We start from the raw sequence: 12,022 nt of genomic DNA, 5'->3' as shown, positions 1-12,022 counted from the left end.
GGCCGAGATCTGTATAAGGCCGGCAAGCTGACCGCCCCGGCCCGCCGGGTCAAGTGTTGAAAACCGGCGGCGGCGATACGGGCGGTCCATCCGCCGCCATCCAACCCGCATTGCGCATCGGCACAGCATGCCGGGAAAGGGCTGGCACCGGCCCCCGCCAACCGGTATGACGGTCGTCATGGCGACGATCCAGGAAGCGATGGCTGCCGCGGTGGCGCATCATCAGGCCGGCCGGCTTGCGCAGGCGGCGGCCCTCTACCATGCCGTGCTCGACGCCATGCCCGGCCATGCCGACGCCGCCCACCTGCTGGGGGTCGTCCATCTGCAGTCCGGACAGCCCGACCGCGCCGTCTCGCTGATCCGCGGCGCCATCCAGCAGAATCACCGGGTCGCCGACTATCACGACAATCTCGGCAGCGCCCTGAAGGCGCTCAGCCGGCTGGAGGAGGCGGTGACGGCCCACCGGCAGGCGGTCCGCCTGCGGCCGGAATTCGCCCAGGCGCTCTACAATCTGGGGAACGCGCTGGAGGCGCTCGGCCGGCTGGACGAGGCGGCGACCGCCTTCCGGCAGGCGGCGGCGCGCCGTCCCGGCTATGCCCGCGCCCGCTTCAACCTGGGCAACGTGCTGGCGGCCCTCGGCCAGCGCGGGGAGGCCGACGACGCCTATCGCGCCGCCCTGGCCGACGATCCGACCTTCGTCGAGGCGCATGCCAACCGCGGCGGCCTGCTGCTGGCGCTGGACCGGCCGCGGGAGGCGGCGGCGGCATTGGCACGCGCGCTGGCCCTGCGCCCCGACCATGCCCCGGCCCTGTCGAACCTCGCCGCCGCCTGTCTGGCGCTGGGCGACCGCGACGGTGCGGAGAGCGCCGCCCGCCATGCCATCGCAGCCCGCCCGGATCTGGCCGATTGCCTGCTGCGCCTGGGTGAGGTGCGCCAGCGCGCCGACCGGCTGGGCGCGGCGGCCGACGCCTACCGCGCGGCACTGGCGCTGAACCCGGCCCTGGCGGAGGCGCATGCGAACCTCGCGCTGGTGCGGCAGGGCCAGGGGCTGCTCGACGCGGCGGAGCAGGGCAACCGGCGGGCGCTGGCGCTCGATCCGACCTTGGCCGACGTGCGCTCCAACCAGGCCTATCTTCTGCTGTTCCGGCCGGGGGTGACGGCGGCGGCAGTGCTGGAGGCCCATCGCGACTGGGACCGCGTCCATGGCGCCCCCCACCGCGGACGCTGGGTCAAGCCCGGCAAGGCGACCGCCGGCAAGGGGCCGCTGACGGTCGCCATCCTGTCCGGCGATTTCCGCCGCCACCCCGCCGGCCTGTTCGCCGTCCGCACGGTGGAGGCGCTGCCCGCCCACGACATCCGCCTGCTGCTCTACGCCAACCAGACGGAATCCGACGACGTCACCGGCCGCTTCCGCAAGGCGGCGGCACGCTGGACCCCGGTCGCCGGCCTGCCGGATGCCGAGGTGGCGAGCCGGATCCGCCACGACCGGCCGGACGTGCTGATCGACCTCGCCGGGCACAATGCCCGCGGCCGCCCCGGCGTCTTCGCGCGCAAGCCGGCGCCGGTGCAGGTCGCGTGGTCCGGCTATATGGCGACCACCGGGCTCGCCGCCATGGATGCGCTGGTCGCCGACCGCCACCATGTGCCGGAGGGCATGGAGGCCTTCTATGCGGAGCGGGTGCTGCGCATGCCCGACGCCTTCATCGCCTATGATCCGCCCGGCGACGATTTGGAGCTTCCATTGGTGCCGCCGCCCTGCCTGTCGGGCGGGCCGGTCACCTTCGGCAGCTTCAACATCCTGACCAAGCTGAACGACGGCGTGCTGGCGGCCTGGGCGGCCATCCTGCAGCGGGTGCCTAACTCCCGCCTGCTGATGAAGACCAAGGCGCTGTCCTGCCCCGCCACCGCCGATCTGTGGCGCGGCCGGCTGGCCGCCGCCGGCATCGCGCCCGACCGGGTGACGATGGTCGGCGCCACCAACAGCCTGGACCACATGCGCCGCTGCGCGTCGGTCGATGTGGCGCTCGACCCCTTCCCCTTCTCCGGCAGCACCACGACGCTGGAGACGATGTGGATGGGCGTGCCTGTCGTCACCCTGCCGGGAGAGACCTTCTCCAGCCGCCATTCGCTGGCCTTCCTGACCGTGGCGGGGGTGGAGGGCTGCGTCGCCGCCGACCCGGCCGACTATGTGGAGCGCGCGGTTTCCTGGGCCACCGACCCGCAGCGGCTGGCGGAGCTGCGCCTAACCCTGCGCAGCCGCATGGCCGCCGGCCCGCTGTGCGACGGCAACCGGCTGGCCGCCGCCCTGGCTGCGGAGCTGCGGGCGCTCGCCCGGCCGCACTGAGAACCGCAACGGAACCAACAGGTCCGCCCTGCCGTTGACCGTGGGTACTCCCTCCACGCCCACAGACGCGGGATTTCGGCGCATGCACAGCACCATACGGCCAGCCCTCATGCTATCCGCGACGGTCGCGGTCCTGTCGCTCGCCGGCTGCGGCGATCAGGCGACGCTGCCGGTGTCGGCCGGCACCGGTCCCAACCCGACCCTGCCGGAACCGAAATCCTCGCTGATCCCCACGGTCAACATCGCCGACGCCGTCGGCTGGCCGCAGGGAGCGCAGCCGGTCGCGGCCCAGGGGCTGAGCGTCACCCCCTTCGCCACCGGGCTGGACCATCCGCGCTGGCTGCGGGCGCTGCCCAACGGCGACATCCTGGTGGCGGAGACCAACGCCCCGCCGAAGCCGGAGGACGGCAAGGGCATCAAGGGCTGGGTGATGGGGCTGGTGATGGGCAAGGCCGGCGCCAAGACGCCCAGCGCCGACCGCATCACCCTGCTGCGCGACACCGACGGCGACGGCAAGGCCGATGTCCGCGAACCTTTCCTGCAGGGGCTTTATTCGCCCTTCGGCATGGCGCTGGTCGGCAACGACCTTTACATCGCCAACACCGACGCGGTGGTGAAGGTGCCCTACAAGGAGGGCGACACGAAGATCACCGCCAAGCCGGTGAAAGTCGTCGACCTGCCGGCCGGGCCGATCAACCACCATTGGACCAAGAACATCATCGCCAGCCGCGACGGCGGCAAGCTCTACGCCACCGTTGGGTCCAACAGCAATGTCGGCGAGAACGGGATGGAGGCGGAGCAGGGCCGCGCCGCCATCTGGGAGATCGACCTGAAGACCGGCGCGCACCGCATTTTCGCGACGGGCCTGCGCAACCCGAACGGCATGGACTGGAATCCGGTGACCGGCGCGCTGTGGACCGCCGTCAACGAGCGTGACGAGATCGGCAGCGACCTCGTCCCCGACTACATGACGTCGGTGAAGGACGGCGGCTTCTACGGCTGGCCCTACAGCTATTACGGCCAGCATGTCGACCAGCGGGTGGAGCCGCAGCGCCCCGACCTCGTCGCCAAGGCGATCCCACCCGATTATGCGCTGGGTCCGCACACCGCCTCGCTCGGCCTCACCTTCTCCAGGCCCGGCGAGTTGCCGGCGAACCTGCAGCAGGGGGCCTTCATCGGCCAGCACGGGTCCTGGAACCGCGATCCCGCCAGCGGCTACAAGGTGATCTTCGTGCCCTTCCAGAACGGCAAGCCGTCGGGCGAGCCGGTGGACGTGCTGGCCGGCTTCCTCGACAAGGACGGCAAGGCGCAGGGCCGCCCGGTCGGCGTCACGCTGGACAACAAGGGCGCTCTGCTGGTCGCCGACGATGTCGGCAACGCCGTCTGGCGCGTCAGCGGCAGCAACGCGGCGCAGTCGGCGGAACGGCCGGCGGAACGGCCGGACCAGCCGGCGCAGTAACGCCACCCCTCCCCTTCCGCCGCCGATGGCGCGATACTGGGCGCCATGATCTATCTCGACCATCTGGCCTCGACGCCGCTCGACCCGCTGGTGCTGGAGGCGATGCTGCCCTGGATGCGCGGCCAAGCGGTTGGCAACCCGCACGCCGCCCATCCGGCCGGCTGGCGCGCCGCCGACGCCATCGCGCAGGCACGGGCGGAGGTCGCCGCCCTGGTCGGCGCGCAGCCGGGCGAGGCGGTCTTCACCTCCGGCGCCACCGAAGCCAACACGCTGGCGCTGCTGGGCGGGGTTCCGGCGGGCGGCGGCTGCGTCGTCTCGGCGGTGGAGCATGCCAGCGTGCTGGGCTGCCTGCCGGAGCTGCGGCGGCGCGGCCATGCGGTGGCCATCCTGCCGGTGGATGCCGGCGGCCGTGTCGATCCCGCCGCCTTGGACGAGGCCCTGTCCGGTTTGCCGACACCGGCGCTGGTGTCGGTGATGGCCGCCAACAACGAGGTCGGGACAGTCCAGCCGCTGGCCGAACTGGCGGCGGTCGCGTCGCGCCATGGTGCGACGATGCACAGCGACGCGGTGCAGGCCCTGAGCACGCGCGCCCTCGACATGGCGGCGCTCGGGATCCACGGCCTCAGCCTGTCGGGGCACAAGCTCTATGGACCGATGGGAATAGGCGCCCTGATCGTCCGCCGCCCCTTCCGGCCCGTGCCGGCCTCGCCCGGCGGCGGGCAGCAGCGCGGCCTGCGGGGCGGAACCTTGCCGACGCCGCTCTGCGTCGGGCTGGGCGCCGCCTGCCGGCTGGCCCGTAAACGGCGGGAAGAGGACGCCCGGCGCATCAGCGAATTGCGAGACCGGCTGTGGCACCGGCTGCGGAGCCGCCTGCCCGGCATCAGCCGCAACGGCACGGCGGATGGTCTGGCCGGCTGCCTGAACGTCACCATACCCGGCATCGACGCCGCCGACCGGCTGCTGGATCTGCCGGAGCTTGCCGTCGCCACCGGCTCCGCCTGTCACAGCGGCGCGAGCGAGGCATCGCATGTCCTGCTGGCGCTCGGCCTCTCCGTCATGGATGCCCACGCCAGCGTGCGTTTCGGCATCGGCCGCGGCACGACGGCAGCGGAGGTGGACGAGGCGGCCGACCGGCTGGCCGCCGCGCTGGGTTCGGCGAAATCAGGGGAATGAATCGTCCGTCCTGAGCGTCTTCATCCAACCGGCTCGGCCGGCAAGGTCGATCCCGGCCACGAAACAAACAGCAACGGAGGAAACCCATGTTCAGTGCAAGCGTCCGGATCGCAGCGGCGGCCGCCTTCCTGTTGGCGATCCCAGGGGCTGCGGCGGCGCAGCAGACCGGCCCGTCCGCCATGACGTTCTTCGTCACCAGCGTCGGCACCGGCAAGGGAGCCGATCTCGGCGGGCTGAGCGGCGCCGACCGGCATTGCCAGCAGCTGGCCCAGGCTGCCGGCGCCGGCAGCCGCACATGGCGGGCCTATCTCAGCACCCAGGCCGCCGACGGCCAGCCGGCGGTCGACGCGCGCGACCGCATCGGCAAGGGCCCCTGGCAGAACGCCAAGGGCGACGTGATCGCCCGCTCGGTCGAAGAGCTGCATGGGACCAATGCCCTGAACAAGCAGACCGCGTTGAACGAGAAGGGTGAAACGATCAACGGCCGCGGCGACCAGCCCAACACGCACGACATCCTGACCGGGTCGCAGCCGGACGGCACCGCCTTCCCCGCCGGCCAGGACATGACCTGCGGCAACTGGACCAGGAGCGGCACCGAGGGCGCCGCCATGCTCGGCCACCATGACCGCATGGGCCTGGACGAGCAGCCCCCGGCGAAATCCTGGAATTCCTCGCATGCCTCGCGCGGCGGCTGCAGCCAGGACGCGCTGAAGGGCACCGGCGGCGCCGGGTTGCTCTATTGCTTCGCGGCGAACTGAACGGCTCATTTCTCGTAACGACGGGGGGAGGCGCCATCTCCCCGCCGATTCCGGTGCCGCTAGAGTGCGATCGGTTCAGACGGAATCGTCTGAAGCGTGAATCGCACGGAAAATCAGAAGGCTAGAGTCTGTCCGATGCTTTGATAAGCATCGGACAGACCCTAGAACACCAGCCGGGTGCCGACCTTGACCACCGTGCCCATGGACCCGGCACCGGTGTCGATGTTGGTGTCAGCCATCACCTGCCAGCGCGGCGTGATGTGGTAGGCCAGATCGGCAAGGTAATGGTCGCTGGCCGCGCCATTCTCCGGCAGCGTCCGCCTCGCCCGCAAGGACAGGGACATGTCGCCGCGGCCATAGGCCAGGGCCGCGTTCACGCTGCGGACCGACAGGCCGTCGGCCTCCTGCTGTTGGCGCAGGTCGCCGTCCAGCGTCACGCTCTGCCACGCGAACTGCGTTCCGACGATCCAGGACTGACGCGGCAGCCGGCGGCTGTCGCCGCGCACCCGTGCCCGGCTGGTTCCGGCGGAGAGGCGGGTGCTGACGCCGCCCATCAGGATGGTCTTGCGGACGGCCGCCTCCACCAGATGCATCGCCTCGCGCGGATCCGGCATGTCGCCGACGCCACGCGGCATCGGCGTGTAGCTGGCGCCCAGTTCGAATCCACGCAGCGGCGGGGTGTAGTAGGTCAGCTTCGCCGTCCGGCTTCCGGCACCGGCGGCCGGCGGCAAGGCCGCCGCCCCCACCAGCCGGTTGCGGGCGCTGTCGGCCTGTCCGATTTCCAGCTCCCCCCACGAGACATCGACGGCCAAGAAATGTCGCTGATCTGCAACACTACCCTTTTGGTATAGAATATCGGCGGACGCACCGCTTGCCGATAAAATTGCCATTGCCGCCAGAATAGGCATGGAAATTTTTCGCTTCATTTGGCAAGCCCTGTGCTGTTCGGCCGATGGTCGACTGTCCGTTTGGTCGATACGGCCCTGTGTATCCTTTCCGGTTTGAGGGATGTTCGTCTAAAATTCTGACAAAACTGTGACCCGGCTTTTGCATGCTGCGATGCAAAAATGCGTGGGTGTTCGCGTATTGCGGGAGGATGTGGGAGACTGCAGGCTTACGGATGCCCCCACTTAGCCTCCCCCGCTGGGCGGGGGAGGGTTAGGGTGGGGGTCTAACTCAGCAAGTGGCAGCCCTTACGCCACTGCCGCCACCGCCACCCCCGCCGCTTCCAGCGCGCGGCGCACCGTCGCTGCCATCGCCACCGCGGTGGGCGTGTCGCCATGGACGCAGATGGTATCCGCGACGATCGGCAGCCGGGTGCCGTGGCGGCTCTCCACCGCCCCGTCCAGCACCATACGCACCACCCGCGCCGCGGCCAGATTCGGGTCGTGGATCACCGATCCGGCGACGCTGCGCGGCGTCAGCGTGCCGTCATCCTCATAGGTGCGGTCGGCGAAGGCCTCGCGCGCCACGCGCAGGCCCAGATCCTGCCCGGCGCGCTCCATGGCGCTCAGCGGCGGGACGACGAATAGCAGGGCGGGGTCCACCGCCTTGATCCCGCGGGCGATGGCGCCGGCCAGATCCGGCTCCACCGCCGCCATGTTGTAGAGCGCGCCGTGCGGCTTCACATGGGTCACCCGCTGGCTCGACAGCGCGGCGCAGGCCTGGAGCGCGCCTACCTGATAGGCGACCAGCCGTTCGACCTCCGTGATGGTGATGCCGCGGATCACCCGGCGGCCGAAGCCGGGGCGATCCTCGAAGCCGGGATGGGCGCCGATGCGCACGCCCTTCTCCCCCGCCAGCCGGGCGGTGTCGGCCATGATGGTGGGGTCGCCGGCATGAAAGCCGCAGGCGATGTTGGCGGAGGTGACGATGTCCAGCATCGCCCGGTCGTCGCCCATGGTCCAGGCGCCGTACCCCTCCCCCATGTCGCAATTCAGATCGATGCTCGGCATGGCGTTTTCTCTCAAGTCAGTCAAACGAAGCTGTCGGGCGTTCTCACGCCGCATCCGACTGTCGCAGGGAATGGATGAAGCCGGCAACCTCGCTGCGCATGGTCCCCATCTGCTCCGCCAGCATGCCGGCGGCGCCGTCCAGCTGGTTGGACGCGGCGCCGGTCTGCCCCGCGACGTCGGAGGTGGCGTTGACGTCGCCCAGCAGCGCGCGCACCCCCTGCGCCGCCTCGCTGACGCCGCGGCCGATTTCCGCCGTCGCCGCATTCTGCTCCTCCACCGCCGCGGCGATGGAGGCGCTGATCTGGCTGAGGTCTTCCACCACGCGGGCGATCTCGATAATCTCGTCGGCGGCCGAGCCGGTGGAGCCCTGGATCGCGCGGATCTGCGTCTCGATGTCCTCGGTCGCCTTGGCGGTCTGCGTCGCCAGCGCCTTCACCTCGCCGGCGACGACGGCGAAGCCCTTGCCGGCCTCCCCGGCACGCGCAGCCTCGATGGTTGCGTTCAGCGCGAGAAGGTTGGTTTGCTTGGCGATGGCATGGATCAGCGTCACCACCGCCGACACCCGGTCGGAGGCCTGAACCAACCCGGCCACCTGTTCGGTGGCCTTTGAGGCCCGACGCGACGCCTCGTCGGCGATGGATTGCGAATGCTGGGCCTGGGCGGAAATCTCGCGGATCGACGCGACCAGTTCATCGACCGCGGCGGCCATGCCGTCGACCGAGGCATTCACCGCCGCGGCATTGCCGGCGGCCTGCCGGCTGACCTCCCCGTTGTGCTCCGCCACGTCGGCAAGGCCACGGGTGGCGGCGCCCATGCCGTCGGTGGTCCGCAGCACCTCGCCCAGCACGCTGCCGACACGCCGTTCGAAATCGTCGGCGACCGCGGCGATGGCGGCATGCCGCTCCGCCTCGGCCTGCCGGCGCAGTGTGACCTGTTCGGCCTCCAGCCGCTGCTTGGCCGCACCCTGCTCCTTGAAGACCTGAACGGCTTCGGCCATCCGGCCGATCTCGTCGCGGCGGTCGAGCGACGGCACATCGACCGCGATGTCGCCGTCGGCCAGCCGGGTCATCACCCCGGTCAGCCGGACGATGGGCCGGGTGGCGCCGCGCACCATCAGGAACAGCACGCCGCACAGCGCCACCAGCGCCGCCAGCCCACCGCCGGCCAGCAGCCATGCCCGGTCCCGCGCCTGCCCCTCCGCCCGACGGGGCGACAGGTGGATTTCCACCGTGCCCAGCGTATCGACGCGGGCGCCGGTCTTGCGCTGGATTTCGGCGCGGCGGACCAGCACCGACGGGTCGCCGTCCGACACGTCGCCGCTCTTGGCGAAGACCTGCCCCTTGGGGTCGAGCACCCGGCTGCCGAGATAATCGGGGTCGTTGGACAGCGCGGCCAACTGCGCCGCGGCGGATTCGGCATCGACGTTCCACAGCGGCTCCGCCAATCCGCCGGCGATGACGCGGACGGTGACGGCGGCCCGGTCCTCCAATGCGGTGCGGGCATCCTCGCGGTTGACGGTGACGACGGCGGCTATGCCGGTCGCGCTGATGACCGTGACCATCAACGCGATGGGAACGACGACACGCATGGCAAGGGTACGGCCCACACGCTGCAGCATCGGGAGACCTCCATTGTGGGTAACGGAAAGAGGCGGGCTCAGTCCCAGCCGGTGACGACGCCGCCGATCAGGTTGAAGCCGAGCAGCCGGCCGCTGTCGTACAGCGCGAAACCGCCGGCCGATTGCAACAGCGCCGGCAAGCCGTCCACCATCTCGCGGTGGCGGGCCTGGATGCGTCCGGCCTCCGCCGCATCGACCGGGGTGAAGCGCAGCCGCTCGCCCGGCCGCATCTGCGCCAGCGCCGCGACGTCCGGCCCGACGACACAGGCGATCTTGGGATAGCCGCCGGTGGTCTGGCGGTCGGCCAGCAGCACGATGGGCCGCCCGGTGCCCGGCACCTGCACGGCGCCCAGCGGGATGCCGTCCGAGGTGATGTTGAAGCCGCGTGCATGCTCGATCACCGGGCCGTCCAGCCGGCAGCCCATGCGGTCGGCCTCGTGGCTGACGGTATAGTCCTCCTCCAGGAAGGCCTCGATCCCGGCTGGGGTAAAGTAATCCTGCTGTGGTCCCAGCATGACGCGCAGCCGTCCGCCGCGCCCCGGCAACAGCGATGGATCCAGGCAGCGCTCTCCCCGGTCCGCCGCCTGATCCAGAGCCAACGGCAGCCGGTCGCCGGGCTTCAGCGCGCCGCCGTCCAGCCCACCCATACGGCTGCGTATGTGGGTGGCGATGCTGCCCAGAACCGGCTGAAGGGCGAAGCCGCCCTCCACCGCCCAATAGCCGCGCATGCCGCTGCGCAAGGCACCGATGCGCAGGCTCTGCCCGTCGGTCAGCCGCAGGCTGGTCCAGGACGGGACCGGTTCGCCATCGACCGTCAATTCGGCATCGGCGGCGACGGCGATGCGCACGGGCCCGCCTTCCACCACCACACTGTCGCCGGCCAGGGTGAACTCCACCGCCCCCTCCCCCGGCCGGTTGCCGACCAGGGCGTTGGCGACGGCATGCAACAGCGGATCGGCCGCCCCGGCGACAGAGACACCATAGCGCTGATACCCGACCCGCCCACGATCCTGGATGGTGGAGCTGGGGCCGGGGGCCACGACACGAAGATGGGTGGTCATGCGGCGGCTCCCTGCAGCAGGGCGGCGGGTGCGGTCACCGTTTCGCAGTCGGGAAGATAGCCGCTGAGGCCCTCCAGCCGATCGAACTCGGCGGCGCTGATGGCGGTGAAGCGGATGCGGTCGCCCGGCGCCAGCAGGAAGGGAGGCTCCCTTTTAAGATCGAAGGTCCGCGCCGGGGTGCGGCCCAGCAGGTGCCAGCCGCTGGGCATGGCGATGGGGGAAATCGCCGCCTGCGCCCCGCCCTGCATGACGCTGCCCGCCGGGGTGACCATGCGCGGGTTCTCGCGCCGGGGCTGGTGCAGCACCTCCGGCAGCCCGCCGAGATAGGCGAAGCCGGGGGAGAAGCCCAGCATGTAGACGCGGTAGTCGGCGGTACAGTGCAGCCGCACCACCTCCTCCGCACTCAGGCCAGACCGGCGAGCCACATCGTCCAGATCCTCGCCGTGGGCGCCGCCGAAGCAGACCGGCACGATCCAGCGCAGTTGCGGTTCCGCCGCCGTCTGGGTCAGCTCCGCCGCGAGGCCCAGCAGCGCTTGCCCCAGCGGCTCCGCCGCCGTCACCGCCGGGTCGAACTGCACGAGGATCGAGCGGTATGTCGGCACCGTCTCCACGATGCCGGGAAGGGCGGCGTCGGCGATGCGGCGGTCCAACCGGTGGACGGCGGCGTTCAGGTCCTGGGCGATGCCGTCGCCCAACTCGACGATCAGGGCGCTGTCCCCGGCCGGCCGCAGCACGGGCGCCGGGAACGAAGTGGTCACGCTCATGGCGGCTTCTCGAAATCTGGTCGAAGGGGAAGGCGCCCGCCGCTCGGCGGGCATTTGTCAGCGGGCGTACTTGTCCAGGATCTGCTGATAGGCGCCGCTGGCCTTCATCGCCGCGACTCCCTTGTCGAACTCGTCGCGCAGCGTCGTGGTGTCGCGCGCCTTGGTGAAGGCGATGTAGCTGGGAATGTCCTGCACCGCCGGGGTCAGTTCCTTGACCTTGTCCAGGGCGCCCGCCTGCTTCAGGAAATACTGCGCGACATAGCGGTTGCTGGGCATCACGTCGAAGCGGCCAGAGACCAGCTTCTTCACGTTGCTGTCGCTGTCGTTCGACTTCTCCACCGCCGGCAGCACGCCGGTCTTGATCGCATCGTCGACGATGGAGCCGTAGCTGATCTGGTTGACCACGCCGAACTTGCGGTCGGCCAGCTTGGACAGGTCGCCGTCGAAGCTGACCGGGCTGTCCTTCGCCACGAACAGCGACACCACCTGCGGCACCAGCACCTGGGTGGAGTAGTTCAGGAATTGCTCGCGCTCCGGCGTCTTGTAGGCGGTGAAGATGGCGTCCGCCCCGCCCTCGCGTACGGTGTCCAGAGCCCGCGCCCACGGCATGATCTCCACCGTCACGCTGTGACCGGCGGCCTTCATCGCCTCCGTCACGATGTCATAGGCGATGCCGGCCGGCTTGCCGCCGTCGTCATAGATCAGCGGCGGAAAGCTGAGCGCCACCATGCGCAACTGGTCGGCCGAGGCCGGCCCAGCGACGGCCAGTAGGCTGGCCGCAAGAATGGACGAGGGCAGCAGGCGGGAGGAGAACGGACGCGGCATCGGGCAAGCCTCCACTGTTGCCGCGCGAGGCGGTTTGCCCGCGCGGCGGCCGGTGTTGCTGGGAT

General features: G+C 70.6%; 10 protein-coding genes. 4 read left to right on the top strand and 6 right to left on the bottom strand.

The window, feature by feature from the left end:
* Window positions 1-178: 178 nt before the first annotated feature.
* The 4 genes from FZ938_RS14530 (at window position 179) to FZ938_RS14515 (ending at window position 5,734) form a co-directional block, all read left to right on the top strand.
* Entirely contained in the window at window positions 179-2,344 is a 2,166-nt protein-coding gene (locus FZ938_RS14530; RefSeq protein WP_246457224.1) for an O-linked N-acetylglucosamine transferase, SPINDLY family protein, read from the top strand.
* A gap of 109 nt (window positions 2,345-2,453) precedes the next feature.
* The gene (locus tag FZ938_RS14525; protein ID WP_246457223.1) at window positions 2,454-3,803 is read left to right on the top strand and encodes a PQQ-dependent sugar dehydrogenase; all 1,350 of its coding nucleotides are present in this window, start codon (window positions 2,454-2,456) and stop codon (window positions 3,801-3,803) included.
* A 45-nt stretch (window positions 3,804-3,848) separates the two neighbouring features.
* Window positions 3,849-4,976 carry a cysteine desulfurase family protein gene (locus FZ938_RS14520; protein ID WP_149199197.1) on the top strand — a complete coding sequence of 376 codons (1,128 nt, stop codon included), beginning with the start codon at window positions 3,849-3,851 and terminating at the stop codon, window positions 4,974-4,976.
* 86 nt (window positions 4,977-5,062) lie between these two features.
* The gene (locus FZ938_RS14515; RefSeq protein ID WP_149199196.1) at window positions 5,063-5,734 is read left to right on the top strand and encodes a hypothetical protein; all 672 of its coding nucleotides are present in this window, start codon (window positions 5,063-5,065) and stop codon (window positions 5,732-5,734) included.
* 161 nt (window positions 5,735-5,895) lie between these two features.
* Here FZ938_RS14515 and FZ938_RS14510 read toward each other — a convergent pair whose 3' ends face one another.
* The 6 genes from FZ938_RS14510 to FZ938_RS14485 form a co-directional block, all read right to left on the bottom strand.
* Window positions 5,896-6,624, bottom strand: coding sequence for a porin (locus tag FZ938_RS14510; protein ID WP_281497485.1), 729 nt, complete (start codon window positions 6,622-6,624; stop codon window positions 5,896-5,898).
* A 303-nt stretch (window positions 6,625-6,927) separates the two neighbouring features.
* Window positions 6,928-7,689, bottom strand: a complete 762-nt coding sequence (locus FZ938_RS14505; RefSeq protein WP_149199194.1) for a 5-oxoprolinase subunit PxpA — start codon at window positions 7,687-7,689, stop codon at window positions 6,928-6,930.
* A 43-nt stretch (window positions 7,690-7,732) separates the two neighbouring features.
* Entirely contained in the window at window positions 7,733-9,307 is a 1,575-nt protein-coding gene (locus tag FZ938_RS14500; protein WP_149199193.1) for a methyl-accepting chemotaxis protein, read from the bottom strand.
* A 38-nt stretch (window positions 9,308-9,345) separates the two neighbouring features.
* On the bottom strand, window positions 9,346-10,368 hold the full coding sequence (locus FZ938_RS14495; protein WP_149199192.1) for a 5-oxoprolinase subunit C family protein: 1,023 nt from the start codon (window positions 10,366-10,368) through the stop codon (window positions 9,346-9,348).
* Window positions 10,365-11,132, bottom strand: a complete 768-nt coding sequence (pxpB, locus tag FZ938_RS14490) for a 5-oxoprolinase subunit PxpB (protein WP_149199191.1) — start codon at window positions 11,130-11,132, stop codon at window positions 10,365-10,367. Before pxpB ends, FZ938_RS14495 begins: the two co-directional genes overlap by 4 nt.
* Before the next feature lie 57 nt (window positions 11,133-11,189).
* Window positions 11,190-11,957 (bottom strand): substrate-binding periplasmic protein, encoded by a 768-nt coding sequence (locus FZ938_RS14485; protein ID WP_149199190.1) that lies wholly within the window; start codon window positions 11,955-11,957, stop codon window positions 11,190-11,192.
* Window positions 11,958-12,022: the final 65 nt, after the last annotated feature.

This window comes from Azospirillum oryzae, assembly GCF_008364795.1.
Taxonomy (GTDB): domain Bacteria; phylum Pseudomonadota; class Alphaproteobacteria; order Azospirillales; family Azospirillaceae; genus Azospirillum; species Azospirillum oryzae.
Note: the sequence above shows the minus strand (reverse complement) of the source record. Positions and strands in the feature narration are given on the sequence as shown.